This window comes from Ruegeria sp. CH6 (genome assembly GCF_056537005.1).
Map to the genome: position 1 here is coordinate 118,918 of NZ_JBQFQS010000003.1, position 20,411 is coordinate 139,328.

The window sequence follows — 20,411 nt, forward strand, 5'->3', positions numbered from 1 at the left end:
CCAACAGCAAAGCGCGTTTTTGGTCTCAGGACACAAGTGTCACCAATTGGACTCGGCACGGGCATTGAAACCAAGGCCGCGCTCGGGCAAGAAGAGCGGCAGAAAATATGGGGACAGGCGTGATCGAGCTGGAAAATGTCAGCTACAGCTATGGCGGAGGAGAGCTGCTCAGCGATGTTTCGGTGCAGTTGCAACCGGGGTCGTTCCATTTTCTGACCGGACCATCCGGGGCCGGTAAGACGACTTTGCTCAAGCTTTGTTATGGCGCCTTGCTGGCCACATCGGGGCGTATCAGCGCCTTTGGTGAAGACATAGCGGGCCTAGATCGGGATCAGATGGCCTTGCTGCGCCGCCGGATCGGGGTTGTGCACCAGAACTGCAACTTTCTGGATCACATGACCCTGTCCGAAAATGTTGCCCTGCCGCTGATGGTTGCAGGACGTGCACAGGATGCGGAACAAGACAACCTCAATGAGTTGCTGAACTGGGTCGGGCTGGGTAACCGGCTGGAGGCTCATCCGCCGGAATTGTCGGGTGGTGAGCGCCAGCGTGCCGCATTGGCGCGTTCGCTTATCTTGTCGCCCGATGTGGTTCTGGCGGACGAACCAACCGGCAATGTTGATTGGGAAATGTCCCAGCGCCTGTTGCGCCTGTTGGTCGAACTCAACCGCATGGGTAAAACCGTACTGATTGCGACTCATGACCTCAGCCTGATCCGTGCGGCCAAAAGCCAGGTTCAGGCCCGCGTTTTGCGGATTTCGCAGCGTCGGCTGCAGCTGGCGGGGGCGGACCTATGAGCAATGGTGATATCCGAACACTGCTGCGCCGCGACACGCGGGCTGACCGGGTGGTTCCACCCACCGGTTTTACTGCGCAGCTGACCCTGTTTGTATCCGGTGCCATGGCCTTTCTCGCGGTCTTTGCGTTGGCATTGTCGCTGGCATCGGGTCGGTTGGCCGACCGTTGGGCCACCGAACTTGCCGGTGCTGCCACCTTGCGTATCAACGCACCGGCAGAACAGCGCGCGGCCCAGACCGAAGCGGCCTTGAATGTGCTGCGCCAGACACCGGGAGTGGCTTCTGCGCGGGCCCTGACATCCGAGGAACAGGCAGCGCTGCTGGCACCCTGGTTCGGGCCTGATCTGCCCCTGGACACTCTGCCTATTCCGCAACTGATCGAGATCGTTGAAGGCGAACCCGGTCTGGATGCCATTGGACTGCGACTCAGGCTCGGCGCCGAAGTCCCCGGCGCGGTACTGGATGATCATACCAGATGGCGTGAACCACTGGTCGACGCGGCCATGTCGCTGCGGCGGCTGGGCTGGATTTCCATCTTGCTGATTGGTGGGGCAACGGCGGCGATGATTACATTGGCGGCCAATTCGTCCCTCGCCGCCAATGCGCAGATCATCGAGGTATTGCGACAGGTCGGTGCCCGTGACCGCTTCATCGCCGGAGCTTTTGTACGGCGATTTACCTATCGTGCGTTCTTTGGTGCTGCAGTGGGTACGTTGTTGGGGATGTCAGGTGTATTGCTTCTGCCCGAAGCATCGGATGCGGGCGGCTTCCTGACCGGACTGGGCTTTCAGGGAATGGGCTGGCTTCTGCCTGCCGCTATTCCGCTGCTTGGGGCAACTGTTGCCTTTTTTGCCACCTGGTCCGCAGCCCGTCGCAAGTTGAAGGAACTTTCGTGATGCTCATGGCCATTCAATGGGTGCGTTCGCTGATCTTCATGATCACGATTTATATCTGGATGCTGATCCTTGGATTGGTTTTTGCCCCTTATGCGATGTTCGCGAAACGTGGCGCGCTGCAGGCCTGCAAAACCTATGCGCGCACCACAATCTGGCTGGCTCGCTGGATGGTTGGTATTCGCAGTGAAGTACGCGGCCCCGTCCCGACCGGAGAGGTGGTGATCGGTGCCAAGCACCAGTCGTTTCTCGATATCATCATGATCTTTGACGCTATCCCGCACGGCAAGTTCATCATGAAACGAGAGCTTCTGTGGACCCCGATCATCGGCATGTATGCGCGCCGCCTTGGATGTATCCCGGTTAACCGAGGCAAGCGCGGCGCGGCGGTGGCCAAGATGGTCAAGGATGTGTCCCGAGAGTTTGCGGAACCCGGTCAACTGGTGATCTATCCGCAGGGAACCCGGGTCGCCCCCGGGGTCCATAAACCCTACAAGGTTGGCACGGCCGTCCTGTATGAGGGCCTGGGTTTTCCATGCGTACCGGCAGCCACGAATGTCGGCGTGTTCTGGCCTCGTACAGGAATCATGCGCAAACCCGGGCATGCGATTGTCGAATTTCTTGATCCGATTGAGCCTGGGGTCAGTCGCAACGAATTCCTTTCACGTCTGGAAGACGTGATTGAAACACGCTCAAACGATCTGATGCGCGAAGTGGGGTTTGATCCGGATGGAGTTCATTAAAGATATTGCAGCGCTTGAGGCGTTGTATGGCAAACCCGGGGCGCCAGCGCTGCGTAAGGTCGCGCACCGCCTGACGCCGCTCTATCGCAAATGGATCATGGCCTCTCGCCTGTGTGTGCTCAGCACGGTGGGTCCTGAAGGCGTAGATGGCAGCCCGCGCGGCGATGATGGTCCGGTGGTTCTGGAACTGGATGCAGGTACTCTGGCCATGCCTGATTGGCGTGGGAACAACCGGCTGGACAGTTTGCGCAACATTGTGCGCGATCCGCATGTATCGCTGATGTTCATGGTTCCGGGATCAAACAATGTGGTGCGTTTGAACGGAATGGCACGCTTGACCACAGATGAAGGTTTGCGCGCGCGGTTTGAGAAAAACGGCAAGCTCCCAGCTACTGTGATTGTCATAGAAATTGCTGAAATCTACACCCAATGTGCCCGGGCTCTTATGCGTGCACGCACCTGGAGCAGCGGTGATGAAACCGCCGATCTGCCGACGGTTGGCGAGATCCTCTCTGAGGCCTCGGAAGGGGAAGAAGGCGGCGCCCGCTATGATCAGGAATGGGGTGCCCGCGCCGCCAAGACGATGTGGTAGGCGCGCTGCTCAAACTGCAGCCGCACCGATTTTGGCTACTTTTTCAATCCAGCGCTCCACATTGCCCGATTTGGGATAACTTGCACCCGCGAAATAGGTGAAGCGGGTGGGTTTGAAGCCAACAAAGCCAAGTATCTGGTCCCGAACCTGTCGGATAAGCGCCTGACGATAGATCAGCCGCATGAACCAGCCGGGTGTGTCGGATGTCATGATAACTCGTGCTGTCCGACCGGTGAGCATCGGAGCGGGAAATCCGATCTTGGTCGTGTTCCGCGTATCGAACGTGCGTCCGGGGATGAACATCCGGTCGATCAGGCCTTTCAGTTTGGCAGGCAGACCACCCCACCACATAGGGGTCGTCAGGACCAGATGATCGCTCCATTCGATGTCTTGCAGTACCTGCTCAAGCACGGGCTCCAGTGGTTTGAAGTCGTGATAGTTGCCCTGACCGAAATCGTGATCGAACTGCAGTTCGCTCAGATGAACCATTCGGACGTCATGACCCGCCTTACGCGCTGCATCGCTGTAAGTCTGGGCAAAGGTACGGGACAGGCTGGTTTCACCTGGGTGACCGTCGAGGATGAGAACTTTCTTGGGTTGCATCGGGATTCTCCAAAAATGACCGCGGTCAGTTTATAGAATCAATAATTGACCATGGTCAATATTAAATTTGACCGCGGTCAAAATTCGTGCGAACAACCCTTATGCAAAAACCGATTCAAAAAAGAACCATGAAGACGCGCGCACGCCTCTTGTCCGCCGCTGAGGACGTTGTGCAGCGCAATGGATACGAGGCATTGCGGGTCGAAGAAGTGGTTCAGGCTGCCGGCGTCGCCAAGGGAACCTTCTTTGCGCATTTCCACGACAAGGACGCGCTGATGGAAATCCTGATGGGCGAAAAGCTGAGCGCCTGTTTTGATCAGGCTGAGAGCGGGCCTGATCCCAAAACTGTGTCCGAGATCATAGCGGCATTGGAGCCTGTCCACAGTTTCATGACATCGGAACGCTATGTCTTTGATCTGCTGTTAAGATATTCAGGTGCCACGGGAATTGCCGAGATCGGACCAATTGCCCATTGCTTTGAGCGGTACTTCCGTCTGGTATCCGGCTGGTTGGAACATGCGTCTGTTCGGCAGGATGTATCACACGATCTGCTTGCCGAAGGCGTTCAGGCCTTTTCCATACAGGCCATGTCCCTGCAGTTTTGCGCGCTGCATGAGGCGCAGAGCTTTGCCGATCGATTGGAAGTCTATCTTGAGGCGTGGTTGACCCCGGCAACCTGACAGCTGCCGGGATCGGAAAACTCAGCTGTGGATCGGTCCGTCGCCACAGGCAAGCGCGGCTTCGCGCACGGCTTCGGAGTAGGTCGGGTGGGCGTGGCAGGTCAGGGCCAGATCCTCGGCTGATGCTCCGAATTCCATTGCGACGCAGACCTCGTGGATCAGGTCACCCGCTGCTGGGCCGATGATATGCGCGCCCAGGATACGGTCGGTCTCCTTGTCGGCGAGGATTTTCACAAACCCATCGGTCATCAAGTTTGCCTTGGCGCGGCCATTGCCCATGAACATGAACTTGCCGACCTTATAGGCGCGGCCCTGTTCTTTGAGTGTCTCTTCGGTCTCACCGACATTGGCGACCTCGGGCCAGGTGTAGATCACGCCCGGAATGACGCCATAGTTCACATGGCCATGCTTACCGGCGACCTGCTCGGCGGCAGCCATGCCTTCATCCTCGGCTTTGTGCGCCAGCATCGGGCCTTCGGTTACATCGCCGATGGCATAGATACCCGGCACGTTGGTTTGCCAATCAGCACCAACCTTGATCTGGCCGCGCGGTGTCATCTCAACACCCAGTGCCTCCAAGCCAAGACCATCCGAGAATGGCTTACGCCCGGTTGCAACCAGCACGGTGTCGGCGTCGATCACATGCTCGCTGTCGTCTTTGCGCAGTTTGTATGTCACCTTAGCCTTGGTCTTGGTGGCCTCGGTCTTTTGCACCGCAGCGCCCATGACGAATTTAAGGCCCTGCTTCTTGAGGATACGTTGGAAGGTTTTCTGAACCTCCGGATCCATGCCCGGTGTGATGACATCGAGGAATTCGATCACGGTCACCTCAGCACCCAAACGCTGATAGACCGAGCCCAGTTCCAGCCCGATGACACCTGCACCGATGACCACCATCTTTTTCGGGATCTTGTTCAGTGACAGCGCACCTGTCGAGGTTACGACGACCTTTTCGTCCACCTCTACACCGGGCAGCGACGATGGTTCCGATCCCGAAGCGATGATGATGTTTTTCGCTTCGTGAACCTCATCACCCACCTTGACCTTGCCAGCGGCGGGGATCGAACCCCAACCTTTCAGCCAATCGATCTTGTTCTTCTTGAACAGGAATTCGATGCCCTTGGTGTTCCCGTCGATCACCTCGTCCTTGTAGGCCTGCATCTGTTTCCAATCGACTGAGGGGCTTTTGCCCTTCAGGCCCATCTTGGCAAAGTTATGCTCAGCTTCGTGAAGCTGATGGCTGGCATGCAACAGGGCCTTGGACGGGATGCAGCCCACGTTCAGACAGGTGCCGCCCAGTGTTTCACGCCCCTCGACCACAGCCGTCTTGAGCCCCAGCTGGGCACAGCGGATGGCGCAGACATAGCCGCCGGGACCGGCGCCGATTACGATAACGTCATAGTTTGCCATATGTCAGGTCCTTATCTTTTGCGGGGATGGCGGCAGTACCGATTGCGCCAGGGCCGTTCCCCTTATGATTAATCTATGCTGGGGGCCGTCTCAAAGAACAGCAGCCAGCAACATTGCGGTGGTGGCCAGCAGACCAACGATCCAGATCACTGTACGCCAGGGTGTCCAGCCGAACGCATAGGCCGGGACGTATAGAATTCGGGCGATCAGATAGATCCAGCTGCAGGCGGCGGTAAATCCGCTGGATTGCCCCGAGACAGTCAGGACAAGTGCCGCGATCCCAAACAGAACCAACCCTTCGGTATGGTTGCTGAGCGCGCGATGCAGACGGCCACAGACACCGGGTTTGTCAAATGGGGTATCCCGTGGGCCAATGGCGTGGCCTAGGTCGATCTTGCCATGACCTGCTGCCAAGTAGGCCGTGAATTGCACCACCCAGAGCAATGCAGCAAGGGTCAGAACGGTCAGCTCCGTGGTCATCCGTCAGTTCCCCCTGAGTTGGTACAAATCATCGGATTACGAGTGAACTTCGCGCCCCTGAATGAGGCGCGAATGCGGATTTCAGACAGGATCCAGCACCTTGATCTGGATGTGAGCAACCCCACCACGTTCGTGATGCATCGCCAACTCCTCGGATTCCATGAAATCCTGAGCGCGATCCAGATCCGTGATCTCGAACAGCGCGACGGCATGGTCCTTCTGATCCGGGTCTTTCCAGATGTGAAGGTCGCGAATGCCCGCGGCCTCCCTCATCGGTTTGTCTTCCTGAAACACTTTCAGCCAGACATCGAAATCGGCCACATCGGCCTGCCAGAGTACATGTGTCGCCATTATTACAGATCCATCAGTAGGCGGCGCGGATCTTCCAGCGCCTCTTTCACGCGAACAAGGAAGGTCACGGCGCCTTTACCGTCAACGATCCGGTGGTCGTAAGACAGGGCCAGATACATCATTGGACGGATCTTGATTTCGCCATTGATGACCATCGGACGGTCCTGAATCTTGTGCATGCCCAAAATGCCGGACTGCGGGGGGTTCAGGATCGGCGAGGACATGAGCGAGCCATAGACACCACCGTTCGAGATGGTGAACGTGCCGCCCTGCATCTCGGCCATGCTCAGCTTGCCTTCGCGAGCGCGTTTGCCCTTTTCGGCGATGGCTTTTTCGATGGCCGCAAAGGACATGCTGTCAGCATCGCGGATGACCGGTACAACCAGACCCTGCGGCGTGCCAGCAGCCACACCCATGTGAACGAAGTTCTTGTAGACGATGTCCGTGCCGTCGATCTCGGCGTTGACTTCGGGAACCTCTTTCAGCGCGTGACAGCAGGCCTTGGTGAAGAAGGACATAAAGCCCAGACGCACGCCGTGCTTCTTCTCGAACTGGTCCTTGTACTGATTACGCAGGGCCATCACCTCGGTCATGTCCACCTCGTTGTAGGTGGTCAGGATTGCGGCAGTGTTTTGCGCATCTTTCAGACGCTTTGCGATGGTCTGGCGCAGGCGTGTCATGCGGACACGTTCCTCGCGGGCCTCGTCCTCGGCCGCAACTGGTGCGCGCGGGGCCTGAGCTGCAGGGGTGGGCGCTGTAGCAGGTGCAGGGGCTGCAGCCGTAGCAACGGCACGCGCAACATCTTCTTTCATGATGCGGCCATCACGACCGGTACCGGTGACCTGATCTGCCGACAATCCGGCCTCAGCCATGGCTTTCTCGGCAGAGGGGGCATTTGCCACGTCCTTGCCGGTGCTTGCCGCCGCGGCTGGTGCAGCAGCCGCAGCCGCCACTGGTGCTGCAGCGGCACCCGCTGCTGAACCCGAGATCACCGCCAGTTTAGCCGTTGCATCTACGGTTGCGCCTTCCGGGGCCACGATCTCTGCCAGAACACCTGCTGCCGGAGCGGGAACCTCGACCGAGACTTTGTCGGTTTCCAGTTCACACAGCATCTCGTCCTGCGCGACGCTGTCACCCACCTGCTTGAACCATGTCGACACGGTTGCCTCGGTCACCGACTCGCCCAGGGTAGGCACCATCACGTCAACACTGCCACCCGAAGCGGCGGGTGCTGCGGCCGGGGCAGGCGCAGCAGCAGCGGGCGCAGGGGCCGCGCCTTCGCCAGCGGCAATGGTTGCCAGCAGGGCATCGACACCAACGGTTTCACCTTCGGCGGCCACGATCTCACCCATCACGCCGGCGGCGGGCGACGGAACCTCGACTGTGACCTTGTCGGTCTCCAGCTCACACAGCATTTCGTCCACGGCAACTGCGTCGCCGGGTTTCTTGAACCATGTCGCAACCGTGGCTTCGGTTACCGACTCGCCAAGCGTGGGAACACGAACTTCAATCGACATCGTTTACTTTCCTTCAATGCTCAGCGCTTCGTTCACCAGCGCTTCTTGTTGGGCTTTGTGTTGGCTGGCCAGACCCGTCGCGGGCGAGGCCGATGTTGCGCGACCGACATAGCGCGGCCGTTTGTGATCGGCGCCGATACGGGTCAGCACCCATTCGATATTTGGCTCGATGAATGTCCACGCGCCCTGGTTTTTCGGTTCTTCCTGACACCAGACGATTTCTGCCTGTTTAAAGCGTTCCAGCTCATTGATCAGAGAGTGCGCAGGGAACGGATAGAACTGTTCGATCCGCAGCAGGTAGACATCGTCGATGCCGCGCGCATCACGCTCTTCCAGCAAGTCGTAGTAGACTTTGCCCGAACACATCACCACACGCTTGATCTTGTCATCTGCAACCAGCGTGGTGTCCGAGTTGCCCTTCTGCGCGTCATCCCATAGCACCCGGTGGAAGCTAGAGCCGGTGGTGAAATCCTCGGACGTACTGACGGCCAGTTTGTGGCGCAGCAACGATTTGGGGGTCACCAGGATCAGCGGCTTGCGGAAGGTGCGGTGCAACTGACGGCGTAGGATGTGGAAGTAGTTCGCAGGCGTTGTACAGTTCGCCACGATCCAGTTGTCCTGACCGCACATCTGCAAGAACCGCTCAAGCCGCGCTGACGAGTGTTCGGGGCCTTGCCCTTCGAACCCGTGTGGCAGCAGGCAGACCAGCCCAGACATGCGCAGCCATTTGCTTTCGCCCGAGCTGATGAACTGGTCGAACATGATTTGCGCACCGTTGGCAAAGTCGCCGAACTGCGCCTCCCACAGGGTCAGCGCGTTGGGTTCCGCCAGCGAGAAGCCGTACTCGAAACCCAGAACCGCATATTCGCTGAGCATCGAGTCGATGACTTCGTAATGCGACTGGCCCGAGCGGATGTTGTTCAGAGGGTAGTACCGTTCTTCGGATTCCTGATGGATAAATCCGGAATGGCGCTGACTGAACGTTCCGCGCGTCGCATCCTGCCCAGAGAGACGCACCGGATAGCCTTCGGTCAGCAAGGAGCCAAATGCCAGCGCTTCACCAGTCGCCCAGTCAAATCCTTGACCGGATTCAAACATCTGTTTCTTGTGATCGAGCAGACGGCCGACGGTCTTGTGCAGGGCAAACCCTTCGGGCGCGCGGGTCAGGGCATTCCCGACCTCGGCCAGAGTTTCCGGTGCAATGGCGGTGTCGCCGCGTACGTATTCTTCCTTGTTTTTGTCCAGATGTGACCAGCGCCCGTCCAGCCAATCGGCCTTGTTGGGCTTGTAGTCCTTGCCGGCCTCGAACTCATCGTTCAGATGCGCCTGGAAGGCGGCTTTCATGTCCTCGATCTCACCCTCAGGGATCAGGCCGTCCTTGACCAGACGCTCGGTATAGAGGCTGAGCGTGGTCTTATGGGTCTTGATCTTCTTGTACATGATCGGGTTGGTGAACATGGGCTCATCGCCCTCGTTGTGACCAAACCGGCGATAGCAGAAGATGTCGATGACCACGTCCTTGTGGAACTTCTGGCGGAACTCGGTTGCGACCTTGGCCGCATGAACGACCGCCTCGGGGTCGTCGCCGTTCACGTGGAAGATCGGCGCCTCTACCATCAACGCGATATCCGTCGGATACGGGCTGGAGCGTGAGAAATGCGGCGCAGTGGTAAAGCCGATCTGGTTGTTCACCACAATATGCATGGTGCCGCCGGTCTTGTGCCCGCGCAGACCCGACAGACCGAAGCCTTCGGCAACAACACCCTGACCGGCAAAGGCCGCATCACCGTGCAGTAGGATGCCCATCACCTTGGTGCGATCGGTGTCGTTCAACTGGTCCTGCTTGGCGCGGACCTTGCCCAGAACAACCGGGTTCACGGCTTCAAGGTGCGAAGGGTTCGCCGTTAGCGACAGGTGAACGCTGTTACCGTCGAATTCCCGGTCGCTAGAGGCGCCGAGGTGATACTTCACGTCACCCGATCCATCCACATCCTCGGGCTTGAAGCTGCCGCCCTGGAATTCGTTGAAGATGGCGCGATAAGGTTTGCCCATAACGTTGGCCAGAATGTTAAGACGCCCGCGGTGCGGCATACCGATCACGATATCCTCGACACCCAGCGCGCCACCGCGCTTGATGATCTGTTCCATCGCGGGGATCAGCGCTTCGCCACCGTCCAGACCAAAGCGCTTGGTGCCCATGTATTTCACATGCAGGAACTTTTCGAACCCTTCGGCCTCGACCATCTTGTTCAGGATCGCCTTACGTCCTTCCTTGGTAAAGGCGATTTCCTTGCCATACCCCTCGATCCGCTCTTTCAGCCACGAGGCCTCTTCCGGGTTCGAGATGTGCATGTATTGCAGCGCGAACGTGCCGCAATAGGTGCGTTTCACGATCTCGACGATCTGCCGCATCGAGGCCATCTGCAGGCCCAGCACGTTGTCGATAAAGATCGGACGATCCATATCCGCATCGGTGAAACCGTATGTTTTCGGATCCAGTTCAGGATGCGTGCTGGCGGCGCGCATACCCAGCGGGTCCAGATCGGCGGCCAGATGTCCGCGAATACGATAGGCCCGGATCAGCATCAGCGCCCGAAGGCTGTCCAGCACGGCGCGTTTGACCTGCTCATCGCTGACTTCAACGCCCTTGGCGGCGGCCTTGTCCTTGATCTTCTTTCCGGCGGCCTTGGCATCGACCTCGGCCCATTCCCCGGTCAACGCACCCGTCAGATCATCAGTCGGCATCGGAGGCCAATCGGTGCGCGCCCAGGATGGTCCCTCGGCCTCTTTCTGCACGTCCGGAGTGGCGTCACCCATTTGCCTGAAAAATTCGGCCCAGGCGGCATCTACCGCATTCGGGTCCTTTGTGTACTGGGCATAAAGCTGCTCCAGATATTCGGCATTATGCCCCTGCATAAAGCTTGAGGCATGAAAGGCTGAGTTGGGCGAATGTTCGGTCATTGGGTTACCTCATATGGGTTGGGACCGTATTTGTTTTGGCCAGGTTGCGATTTTGCGCAGAGCCAGAAGAGCAACATCAGGAACGATGCAAAGACTACGAGAGCGAGGATTGCTGTGCCCGTTCCCCCTTGAACTGTCACGTGGCCAGTAGCTGCAAGGGCTTCCACCATTGCGTTCCAGCCGATGGAGCTAAGGACCAAGGACAGGGCCGTCACCATTGTGAGGCCAAACGGGGCGAGCACCCACCAACCACTAAGGCCGGTATCATGCAAACGACGCCATGCCACTGCTAGCCCGGGCAGAAAAACCAGGAGGGAAAAGGCCGTCCCCACGAGCCCTCCATTGTAACTGTGCCTGAGGTTTTTCTGGACACTTTGACTGCCATCCGCTGCAAACACGGTTTCTTCGGTGACAATGATCTCAGGTCCGAACAAAGCAGAATTCACAAGCACCAGAATGACCGAAACGAGCAGGAAGAATAGCCAGAAATACCAGTACTCGGCGCGCGATGCGCGGCCTGAGAATGTGATGTACTTTCTAAAGCAAATCTTGACGGCCTGTCTGAAACTCATTGCGCGACCTCATATGGGTTGGGACCGTATTGGTTGGCGCCTGGCTGGCTGGGGCGGGTCAGCCACCACAGAACCAGAAGGGGCGACACTGCCAGAACCAGCAATGTCGGAATGACGATAAGCAGTGTGGCCCGCGTGAACAGGATGTCCAACGTGCCACCGTGAAACTGGCTGGCAATGCCAATGCCAAAGATCAGTACGGCAAACGCGCCCACCATCAGCAGGATCGGGAGCAGGGCATAAAGCCCGCTGCGACCGGTATCGTGCATCCGCCGGAACGCCACTGCTAGATGCGGGATGAAGACGATCAGACCGACGATGCTTTGGACCGGTTGCCGGGACGTGGCGGCAACGGATTTGACCTCATCCGTTTGGGTGACCGAGACCTGTGTGAAGAATTGCCAGTCGATGATCCCGGCGATGATGTTCCAGATCACAATGAACAGGAAAAAGAACCAGTATTCGGGCCGCGCGGCACGACCAGAGAAGGTGAAGAACTTGGAGAAACAGGTGCGGATCGCGTCGGAGAAGGTCATGCGGGCACGTCTCCGCATGGCACACCAAATCTATTGCTCTTGGGCTCAGACGCGACAAGCATCATTCCCACGATGTTTGCTGTTATCATCACACTCGCTAAGATTGCCGCCAGAAAAACTGGCCCAAGGGTCAGAAATGCCAAGATCAGCCACAAAGTTGGTCCACCTATCAGCAAACTAAACCCCAAGCAGACCTGATATCCGAGCCAGACGAGGATAATCAGCAAAAAAGGATACACGGCTTGCTGACCCTCTTCGCCAGTATCCTGTAACCGTCGGCTCATAGCCGAAAGCAAAGGGATAGAAGCCGCCATTACCAAAAGCAACTGCCCACTTCCCCAGCCTAAGGAAACGCGCCAGTCAATGTTCAATGCTACAGCTAGCGGCAGCACAGCAGCCACGGGCGCGAACCACCAGAACTCGGTGCGCGTTGCTCTGCCCGAAAAGACAAAGGCTTTTCTGAAACCCGTCGATATGGCGTGTTTTGGTCCCATCAGCACCCACCCGCCCGGCGTGAACGCCGGGCAGCGCCCGACCCTCCCCCCGGGAAGGTGCTTTCAGCTCCCACCCAGGGTTGCGCACTGCGTTCAGCGCTTTTGGAGGGACGGATTGCCATTACCCAATCGCTTCCAGCACAGCCTCACCCAGCTGCGCCGGGCTTTCGGCCACGACGATACCGGCCGAGCGCATGGCTTCGATCTTGTCCTCGGCACCGCCCTTACCGCCGGCGACAATGGCGCCCGCGTGGCCCATGCGGCGGCCCGGAGGGGCTGTGCGGCCTGCGATGAAACCGGCGGTCGGCTTCTTGCGGCCCTTCTTGGCCTCATCCGCCAGGAATTGAGCGGCTTCTTCCTCGGCCGAGCCACCGATCTCACCGATCATGATGATCGACTCGGTCTCGTCATCCGCCAAGAACCACTCCAGCACGTCGATATGCTCGGTGCCTTTGATCGGGTCACCGCCGATGCCCACACAGGTGGACTGGCCCAGTCCTACGTCAGTTGTTTGTTTCACGGCCTCATAAGTCAGGGTGCCGGAACGCGACACAACACCGACCGAGCCGCGCTTGTGGATGTGGCCGGGCATGATGCCGATCTTGCAGGCATCCGGCGTGATGACACCGGGGCAGTTCGGGCCGATCAGACGCGAGCTTGAGCCTTCCAGCGCGCGCTTCACCTTCATCATGTCCAGAACCGGGATGCCTTCGGTGATGCAAACGATCACTTCCATCTCGGCGTCAATCGCTTCGAGGATCGAGTCTGCCGCGAAGGGCGGAGGAACGTAGATCACGCTGGCATTGGCTTCGGTCACATGCTTGGCTTCGTGGACCGAGTTGAACACGGGCAGGCCCAGATGCTCCATTCCGCCTTTGCCGGGGGTTACACCGCCGACCATCTTGGTGCCATAGGCGATGGCCTGTTCAGAGTGGAATGTACCCTGCGAGCCGGTGAAGCCCTGACAGATGACCTTGGTGTTTTCGTCGATGAGGACTGCCATGTTGTCCCTTTCCTTAGGCGATGCTGGTTTGATTGGGTTGCGCGTCCGGCAGAACCTGCGGCGCGTAAGTAATTTTTTCGAGCGTGGCGCGACCAAGCGCCAGATTTGCGATGGTGCGGGCCCCACCATCGATTTCGACAATGCCGCGTCGGATCTTCTGGCGCAGCAGGGGCCAGCCCTTGGGGCGATGGCGCGGCGAGCCCATCTGATGTTCGCCGGGCGCCTCATTGCCCTGTTCGACCATAGCGGGGATCACCTGATAGATATTGATCTGCCGCGCGGCGGCCGATGCCGACGGGTTGAACAGCAGGCCATCCAGCGTGATGTCAAACGGCTTCTGCGCCAGAAAGTGCTGCGCCGCCTTGCGGGTCAGGGCATAGGCCGCGCCACCGGGGTGCCGCGACTTCATAAGCCGGATCTCGCGCCCCAGATGGGATTGGCGATTCCGCCCGAGCGCCACATACAGCTTGGTGCTGCGCCAGCGTTCGAACCGAACGATATCCGCATCCTCGGGCCACCAGGACGGATCGTTGAGCCATGTCGCCAGTTCAGGCGTCAGGAACACGTCATCTTCCAGAATCAACGCCTGCTCGGCCCCTGAGGCAATCACCGCTTCCCACGCCTTGGCATGACTCAGCGTGCAGGCCATGTCCTTGGTCTGAAAATACCCCCACGGTCCTTCGCTGCTGCAATCGCGCAGAAAATCCTCGCGGGTTGCGGCATCGCAGTCGACTGCATTGACCCGCGTTGCCGACAGGCCTGCCTTTTGCAGTTCCTGTTCCATCAAACGCGCCCGCCCGGTGGCGCGTTCGAGGCCTATGAGGAAGATTGGGATGCTCATGGGGTTACGTTTCCAGTCAGATCAGGCAGTCCGCATCCAGCGCAATCTATTTTGAGAGCCGGTAAAGCCCTTACAGATCACTTTGACATTTTCGTCGATGAGGACTGCCATTTTGTGGAGTCTCCTTGTCAGTTAGATGCGCTCAATGATGCACGAAAGTACTGTTTGCCGTTGTTCACGAACGTGGGTGTAAAGTTCATAACTGAACCTCCGCGCGAGTTTGTTCGAGTCGCGAACGTGTTCGGATCGACGTCGATTTTCGCATTCCTGTCAGTTCCTTGCGTGCTTCCTACTGCAAGTAGCAGACCGAGTTCCTCTGGTTTCTCTTTCGACGAAAAAACCATGGAGCAAACTTTGCCAGACGAGCTACGTGTCAGTTTAAAAGACACATCTCGCTTGCCATCGTAAAACGTTCCCGTTTTCGAGTGAGCTTGAAACCCGTTTTGGGCAAGCACTTTCTTAGCCTTACGAAAGTTCGGATAAGTTTTAGCGCAGACATCGATAAACAGGTTTGCGGCATCCTCCAAGCCCAAGCCTTTGGTGCCTGGTTCGAGGTCTTGAGCTGAGGCTGAAGAAGCGAAGAGCGCTGACATCAAAATCAGACAAGCAGCTACAAGGGAATGACGAAAACCGACGGTCACTTGCCTCAACCCTTAACCGCCTTCACGATCTTCTCAGCACCGTCTTTCAGGTTGTCCGCCGCAATCACGTCCAGACCCGAATTGTTGATGATCTCTTTGCCTTTCTCGACATTCGTGCCTTCCAAACGGACGACCAGCGGTACTTTCAGACCAACTTCTTTCACAGCGGCCACAACGCCCTCGGCGATCACGTCACAGCGCATGATGCCGCCGAAGATGTTGACCAGAATGCCTTTGACCTGCGGGTCCGAGGTGATGATCTTGAACGCCTCGGTCACTTTCTCTTTGGTCGCGCCGCCACCCACGTCGAGGAAGTTGGCAGGCTCGGCACCGTACAGCTTGATGATGTCCATCGTCGCCATCGCCAGACCGGCACCGTTGACCATGCAGCCGATCTCGCCATCCAGCGCGATGTAGTTCAGGTCGTACTTGGAGGCTTCCAATTCCTTGGGGTCTTCCTCGGTGGTGTCGCGCAGTTCGGCGATGTCGGGGTGGCGGTAGACCGCGTTGCCGTCAAAGCCCAGCTTAGCGTCCAGTACCTTCAGGTCGCCGCCTTCGGCCACGATCAGCGGGTTGATCTCCAGCATCTCCATGTCCTTCTCGACGAAGGCCTTGTACAGCTGACCCATCAGCTTGACGCATTGCTTGACCTGCGCACCTTCCAGACCCAGCGAGAACGCAATGCGGCGGCCATGGTAAGGCTGATATCCGGTTGCCGGATCAACTGAGAAGGACAGGATCTTCTCAGGGGTTTCAGCGGCAACTTCTTCGATGTCCATGCCGCCTTCGGTCGAGCAGACGAACGAGATGCGGCTGGTCTGACGATCGACAAGCAGCGCCAGATACAGTTCGCGTTCGATACCGGAACCGGCTTCGATGTAGATGCGGTTGACCTGCTTGCCTGCCGGACCGGTCTGATGTGTGACCAGTGTGCGGCCCAGCATCTTTTTGGCTTCTTCAGCGGCTTCTTCAACCGACTTGGTCAGACGAACGCCGCCCTTTTCACCGGCATCGGCCTCTTTGAACGAACCCTTGCCGCGACCACCTGCGTGGATCTGTGCTTTGACAACCCAAAGCGGGCCGTCCAGCTCACCTGCTGCGGTTTTGGCTTCTTCGGCGCGCAACACGGCGCGACCATCGGACACCGGTGCGCCATAGCTGCGAAGGAGGGCTTTGGCCTGATATTCGTGAATGTTCATCGAAACTGTCCCGTCTGACTGCGATTTAACCGATATAGGCGTGTCTAGCGGGTAAGTTTAAAGGGTTTTTTGATGAAAAAGAGGTTTTTCACGAAGATTTTCAGTATTTGTGATCACAGGTTTTTTGGGTGTGATCACAAAGTGTCGCGAGGGTTGGATTTGATTCGAATGCCCGGATACTGCATGAGAAAACACATTCAAAAAAGGCATTTGCGGCGTTTGCGCCAACATTCACGACCCGCGCATTGATCGGGACTGATGCTGCCAAAAGAAAACCGGCCCAAATCAGGGCCGGTCTCAGAATGCTTGGTCGTTGGACTTACGCCAGCGAGCTGTCGATGCCCTTGCATGCTTCGATCAAGCCTTTGACTGCGTTGACCGAGTTGTCGAAACCGGCCTGCTCGTCTTCGTTCAGCTTGATGTCCACGATCCGCTCGACGCCACCGGCACCGATCACGGTCGGAACGCCGACATAGAGACCGTCAACACCCAGCTCGCCGCTGCAGTATGCGGCGCAAGGCAGTACGCGCTTCTGGTCTTTCAGATAAGCTTCGGCCATTTCGATCGCCGAAGTAGCAGGCGCGTAGTAGGCCGAACCGGTTTTCAGCAGGCCAACGATCTCTGCACCGCCGTCACGGGTACGCTGAACGATAGCGTCCAGCTTGTCCTGCGTGGTCCAGCCCATCTCGACCAGATCGGGCAGCGGGATACCGGCAACGGTTGAGTAACGGACCGAAGGCACCATCGTGTCGCCGTGGCCGCCCAGAACGAAAGCGGTGACGTCGCGCATCGAAACGTTGAACTCTTCCGACAGGAAGTGTGCGAAACGTGCCGAGTCCAGAACGCCTGCCATGCCGCAGACTTTGTTGTGCGGCAGACCCGAGAATTCGCGCAGAGCCCAGACCATCGCATCCAGTGGGTTGGTGATGCAGATCACGAATGCGTCGGGTGCGTGGGCTGCGATGCCTTCGCCAACCGACTTCATGACTTTCAGGTTGATGCCCAGCAGGTCATCGCGGCTCATGCCCGGTTTACGCGCAACGCCGGCGGTGACGATGCAAACATCTGCGCCTGCGATGTCGGCATAATCGCTGGTGCCGGACATGGACGCATCGAACCCTTCGGAGGGGCCGGATTCAGCGATGTCGAGCGCTTTGCCCTGCGGCAGCCCGTCAGCGATGTCGAAGAGGACAACGTCACCCAGTTCTTTGACAGCTGCAAGATGCGCAAGCGTGCCGCCGATGTTCCCCGCGCCGATCAGCGCAATCTTGGGTCTGGCCATTTGGAATATCTCCGGTCGGTTTTGAAATCGCGGTTTTGCTAGTCGTTAAAACGGCATCGTGCAAGGGTTCTGCGACGCGGCATGCGACCGCATACCGTTTGCAAGTGTCATGCTGGTTGCGCTAAAGGGCTTGCGAAACAAGCCGTTTCCGGGGCCGGGCCATGTTCGAATTGAACCTGATGTTTTTTGCTGTGGCGATCCCGGCCGTGATCTTTGCAGGCATTTCGAAGGGCGGGTTCGGGTCCGGCGTGGCCTTTGCGTCCTCTTCGATTCTGGCGCTGATTTTGGAACCCGGACAGGCACTTGCCCTGATGCTTCCGATCCTGATGGTCATCGATGTGGCGACGCTGGGACCCTATTGGAAACGCTGGAGCTGGGCGGATTCCCGATTGCTGATGCTCGGTGCCGTGCCGGGTGTGGTGCTGGGCGCGTGGCTCTATCGCGCGACCGATGATGATCTGTTGCGTCTGCTGATTGGCGGGATATCTGTCGGCTTTGTCGTCTGGCACATCGCGCAGACCAAAGGTTGGGTGCGCGGCTTTGCCAACCGGTTGCCGCCTCCTGCAGGTTTGTTTGCCGGGCTGGTTGCCGGATTCACCAGTTTCGTCAGCCATGCAGGTGGCCCTCCCGCCGCTGTCTATCTGCTGTCGCAACGCCTGTCGAAGACCGAATTTCAGGCCACCACAGTGCTGGTTTTCTGGGTCATCAACATCGCGAAATTCGTGCCTTATGCCTATCTGGGGATGTTCACATGGCATACGGCATGGGCCGATTTGCTGCTGACGCCGTTTGCGATTCTGGGTGCCTGGCTGGGCGTACGGGCACATTTCATGCTGTCCGAACGCCTGTTTTTTGGCATCGCCTATGTCCTGCTGACCTTGACCGGCAGCAAGCTGATCTGGGACGCGCTGACCTGAGCATTACACATTCGGCGGCAGTACTTCGGCCATCGCCTCATAGGCCTGACCCGAGGCCACCAGGCAGGTCATCCCATCCGGCAACGTCACCGTGATCGTCCAGCTTCCGCTTTGGTCCGAGGCATAAACCTCCATCACCGCGCCCCGGCGCGCGATGCCAATTCCCTGACGGGTTTCGCCATAGGTTTCGGTCAAACGCTTGATCACTTCATCCCGTGGCGCACAATTGCGGGCGTGAACCTGCTGCGCGGCCAGAACCATTATTCCAAGGCCCATCGTCATCTTGAACAGCGTCTTTTTCATCTCTGACCCCTTTCGATCCCAACTGGCATTCAGGCTACCGTGACCAGACCGAAATTCGGTTAAGAGAACGCACGTTGCGTCCCGAATGCTGCGTTGCGGCGATTTTGCGCTTGAACTTTCCGACAAAAAATGCCCCATTCCGCGCAACATTATTTCAATGGGAGAAGCCCATGGACCCGCGTCAGCGCCCATATCGTTCGGTTCTGTATATTCCCGGCTCGAAAGAGCGGGCGTTGGAAAAAGCGCGCAACCTGCCTGTGGATGCGATCATTTTCGATCTCGAAGATGCCGTCGCAGCAGATGAAAAAGACAATGCGCGCGAGACGCTCAAGGCTGCATTGTCTGCAGGCGGATACGGATCACGCGTCAAGATCGTGCGAATCAACGGGCTGGATACCGAATGGGGTCGCGCGGATGCCAAAGCGGTGCGCGAGATGGACGCAGACGTTGTTCTGCTGCCCAAGGTCGGAAGTGCTGCCGATGTTGATGCCCTGGCTGCTATCACTGGCGACATGCCAATCTGGGCGATGATGGAAACCCCGCGCGGAATGCTGAACGCGGCAGCGATTGCGGCACATCCACTGATGGCCGGTTTCGTCATGGGAACCAACGATCTGGCCAAGGAACTGCAAACCCGTTTCCGCCCCGACCGCGTTCCTCTGATGACCTCGCTGGGCCTGTGCCTGTTGGCGGCAAAGGCTGAAGGTCTGATCATCGTCGATGGTGTTTACAACGCCTTCAAGGATGAAGAAGGGCTGGCTGCAGAATGCGCACAAGGGCGCGATATGGGCTTTGACGGCAAGACCCTGATCCATCCCGCGCAGGTGGATGTCACCAATGCGGCCTTTGCCCCATCCGATTCCGAGATTGATCTGGCGCGTCGTCAGATCGCCGCGTTCGAAGAGGTCGAAGCACTGGGGCAGGGCGTGGCTGTTGTTGACGGCAAGATCGTAGAGAACCTGCACGTTGTAACTGCCCGCGAAATTCTGGCAAAAGCGGAGGCAATTACAGCTTTGCAAGCGGGGTAAGCCAGCATGGGCTTTGTTCTTCTGATTCTCGGTGTGGCACTATGGTGGGCCGCGCACCTGTTCAAACGCGTGATGCCTGAACGACGCGCTGCGATGGGCGATGCCGGCAAGGGCGTGGTCGCGCTGGCGCTGGTGGCGTCGATCCTGTTGATGATTTTCGGTTATCGCATGACCGACTTCATCTATGTCTGGGCCCCGCCGACCTTTATGATTCACATCAACAACCTGCTGGTGTTGATCGCGATCTTCATGTTGAGCCCCGCCGGAACCAAAGGGCGTGTTTTGAACAAGATGCGCCACCCGATGCTTGGTGGGTTCAAACTATGGGCCTTTGCGCATCTTCTGGTGAATGGCGATCTGGCTTCGATCATCCTGTTTGGCGGGTTGTTGGCCTGGGCTGTGGTCGAAGTGATCGTGATCAACAAATCCGAGCCCGACTGGACGCCCGGCGAACCCGGGACCTATGGCAAGGATGCGATGTTCTTTGTGGCCTCGATCGTGCTGATGGGCATCATCGGATACATTCACGGGCTGGTCGGCCCGTCACCGTTCCCTTCATAAGGATCTG

23 protein-coding genes are annotated in these 20,411 nt (G+C 58.1%); 8 read left to right on the top strand and 15 right to left on the bottom strand.

The annotated features are described in order from the left end of the window. Window positions 1-119: 119 nt before the first annotated feature. The 4 genes from ACR0CW_RS09150 to ACR0CW_RS09165 are packed head-to-tail and all read left to right on the top strand — an operon-like array spanning window position 120 to window position 3,025. Entirely contained in the window at window positions 120-797 is a 678-nt protein-coding gene (locus ACR0CW_RS09150) for a cell division ATP-binding protein FtsE (RefSeq protein ID WP_170332405.1), read from the top strand. Continuing rightward, window positions 794-1,693: a cell division protein FtsX gene (locus ACR0CW_RS09155; RefSeq protein ID WP_170332404.1), complete on the top strand. Its 900-nt coding sequence runs from the start codon at window positions 794-796 to the stop codon at window positions 1,691-1,693. Before ACR0CW_RS09150 ends, ACR0CW_RS09155 begins: the two co-directional genes overlap by 4 nt. Further along, a complete protein-coding gene (locus tag ACR0CW_RS09160; protein WP_155149816.1) occupies window positions 1,693-2,433 on the top strand; it encodes a lysophospholipid acyltransferase family protein in 741 nt (246 codons plus the stop codon). Before ACR0CW_RS09155 ends, ACR0CW_RS09160 begins: the two co-directional genes overlap by 1 nt. Then, window positions 2,420-3,025: a pyridoxamine 5'-phosphate oxidase family protein gene (locus ACR0CW_RS09165; protein ID WP_480787555.1), complete on the top strand. Its 606-nt coding sequence runs from the start codon at window positions 2,420-2,422 to the stop codon at window positions 3,023-3,025. The genes ACR0CW_RS09160 and ACR0CW_RS09165 overlap by 14 nt, the downstream gene beginning before the upstream one ends. A gap of 9 nt (window positions 3,026-3,034) precedes the next feature. On the opposite strand, the gene ACR0CW_RS09170 is transcribed toward ACR0CW_RS09165, so the two are convergent. Next, window positions 3,035-3,628, bottom strand: coding sequence for an NAD(P)H-dependent oxidoreductase (locus tag ACR0CW_RS09170; protein WP_480787556.1), 594 nt, complete (start codon window positions 3,626-3,628; stop codon window positions 3,035-3,037). A 128-nt stretch (window positions 3,629-3,756) separates the two neighbouring features. On the opposite strand from ACR0CW_RS09170, the gene ACR0CW_RS09175 reads away from it, so the two are divergent. Continuing rightward, window positions 3,757-4,308 (top strand): TetR/AcrR family transcriptional regulator, encoded by a 552-nt coding sequence (locus ACR0CW_RS09175; RefSeq protein WP_480787557.1) that lies wholly within the window; start codon window positions 3,757-3,759, stop codon window positions 4,306-4,308. A gap of 21 nt (window positions 4,309-4,329) precedes the next feature. Here the strand turns inward: ACR0CW_RS09175 and lpdA are convergent, their stop codons facing one another. The 13 genes from lpdA to mdh form a co-directional block, all read right to left on the bottom strand. Next, window positions 4,330-5,718, bottom strand: coding sequence for a dihydrolipoyl dehydrogenase (gene lpdA / locus ACR0CW_RS09180; RefSeq protein WP_480741468.1), 1,389 nt, complete (start codon window positions 5,716-5,718; stop codon window positions 4,330-4,332). Window positions 5,719-5,808: 90 nt separating this feature from the next. Then, window positions 5,809-6,198 carry an MAPEG family protein gene (locus tag ACR0CW_RS09185; RefSeq protein WP_170332392.1) on the bottom strand — a complete coding sequence of 130 codons (390 nt, stop codon included), beginning with the start codon at window positions 6,196-6,198 and terminating at the stop codon, window positions 5,809-5,811. Window positions 6,199-6,279: 81 nt separating this feature from the next. Then, a complete protein-coding gene (locus tag ACR0CW_RS09190) occupies window positions 6,280-6,549 on the bottom strand; it encodes a hypothetical protein (protein WP_155149827.1) in 270 nt (89 codons plus the stop codon). Window positions 6,550-6,551: 2 nt separating this feature from the next. Next, window positions 6,552-8,066 carry a 2-oxoglutarate dehydrogenase complex dihydrolipoyllysine-residue succinyltransferase gene (odhB, locus tag ACR0CW_RS09195; RefSeq protein WP_170332390.1) on the bottom strand — a complete coding sequence of 505 codons (1,515 nt, stop codon included), beginning with the start codon at window positions 8,064-8,066 and terminating at the stop codon, window positions 6,552-6,554. Window positions 8,067-8,069: 3 nt separating this feature from the next. After that, the gene (locus tag ACR0CW_RS09200) at window positions 8,070-11,027 is read right to left on the bottom strand and encodes a 2-oxoglutarate dehydrogenase E1 component (protein ID WP_170332388.1); all 2,958 of its coding nucleotides are present in this window, start codon (window positions 11,025-11,027) and stop codon (window positions 8,070-8,072) included. Beyond that, on the bottom strand, window positions 11,024-11,599 hold the full coding sequence (locus ACR0CW_RS09205; RefSeq protein WP_480787558.1) for a DUF805 domain-containing protein: 576 nt from the start codon (window positions 11,597-11,599) through the stop codon (window positions 11,024-11,026). The genes ACR0CW_RS09200 and ACR0CW_RS09205 overlap by 4 nt, the downstream gene beginning before the upstream one ends. Then, entirely contained in the window at window positions 11,596-12,135 is a 540-nt protein-coding gene (locus tag ACR0CW_RS09210) for a DUF805 domain-containing protein (protein ID WP_480787559.1), read from the bottom strand. The genes ACR0CW_RS09205 and ACR0CW_RS09210 overlap by 4 nt, the downstream gene beginning before the upstream one ends. After that, the gene (locus ACR0CW_RS09215) at window positions 12,132-12,629 is read right to left on the bottom strand and encodes a DUF805 domain-containing protein (RefSeq protein ID WP_480787560.1); all 498 of its coding nucleotides are present in this window, start codon (window positions 12,627-12,629) and stop codon (window positions 12,132-12,134) included. The genes ACR0CW_RS09210 and ACR0CW_RS09215 overlap by 4 nt, the downstream gene beginning before the upstream one ends. 121 nt (window positions 12,630-12,750) lie before the next feature. Then, window positions 12,751-13,632 carry a succinate--CoA ligase subunit alpha gene (gene sucD / locus ACR0CW_RS09220; protein ID WP_117870362.1) on the bottom strand — a complete coding sequence of 294 codons (882 nt, stop codon included), beginning with the start codon at window positions 13,630-13,632 and terminating at the stop codon, window positions 12,751-12,753. A 13-nt stretch (window positions 13,633-13,645) separates the two neighbouring features. Then, complete coding sequence (locus ACR0CW_RS09225; RefSeq protein WP_480787561.1) at window positions 13,646-14,473, bottom strand: glycosyltransferase family 25 protein; 828 nt, start codon at window positions 14,471-14,473, stop codon at window positions 13,646-13,648. A 128-nt stretch (window positions 14,474-14,601) separates the two neighbouring features. Continuing rightward, window positions 14,602-15,114 (bottom strand): hypothetical protein, encoded by a 513-nt coding sequence (locus ACR0CW_RS09230; RefSeq protein ID WP_480787562.1) that lies wholly within the window; start codon window positions 15,112-15,114, stop codon window positions 14,602-14,604. 5 nt (window positions 15,115-15,119) lie between these two features. Further along, on the bottom strand, window positions 15,120-16,313 hold the full coding sequence (sucC, locus tag ACR0CW_RS09235) for an ADP-forming succinate--CoA ligase subunit beta (RefSeq protein WP_155149840.1): 1,194 nt from the start codon (window positions 16,311-16,313) through the stop codon (window positions 15,120-15,122). 319 nt (window positions 16,314-16,632) lie between these two features. Continuing rightward, the gene (gene mdh / locus ACR0CW_RS09240) at window positions 16,633-17,595 is read right to left on the bottom strand and encodes a malate dehydrogenase (RefSeq protein ID WP_155149842.1); all 963 of its coding nucleotides are present in this window, start codon (window positions 17,593-17,595) and stop codon (window positions 16,633-16,635) included. Between the two features lie 161 nt (window positions 17,596-17,756). On the opposite strand from mdh, the gene ACR0CW_RS09245 reads away from it, so the two are divergent. Next, on the top strand, window positions 17,757-18,512 hold the full coding sequence (locus ACR0CW_RS09245) for a sulfite exporter TauE/SafE family protein (protein ID WP_480787563.1): 756 nt from the start codon (window positions 17,757-17,759) through the stop codon (window positions 18,510-18,512). A 3-nt stretch (window positions 18,513-18,515) separates the two neighbouring features. Here ACR0CW_RS09245 and ACR0CW_RS09250 read toward each other — a convergent pair whose 3' ends face one another. Beyond that, window positions 18,516-18,815, bottom strand: a complete 300-nt coding sequence (locus ACR0CW_RS09250) for a hypothetical protein (protein WP_155149846.1) — start codon at window positions 18,813-18,815, stop codon at window positions 18,516-18,518. A gap of 170 nt (window positions 18,816-18,985) precedes the next feature. Between ACR0CW_RS09250 and ACR0CW_RS09255 the strand changes: the two genes are divergently transcribed. Further along, complete coding sequence (locus ACR0CW_RS09255) at window positions 18,986-19,843, top strand: HpcH/HpaI aldolase/citrate lyase family protein (RefSeq protein WP_480787564.1); 858 nt, start codon at window positions 18,986-18,988, stop codon at window positions 19,841-19,843. Window positions 19,844-19,849: 6 nt separating this feature from the next. Then, entirely contained in the window at window positions 19,850-20,404 is a 555-nt protein-coding gene (locus tag ACR0CW_RS09260) for an NnrU family protein (RefSeq protein WP_480787565.1), read from the top strand. Window positions 20,405-20,411: the final 7 nt, after the last annotated feature.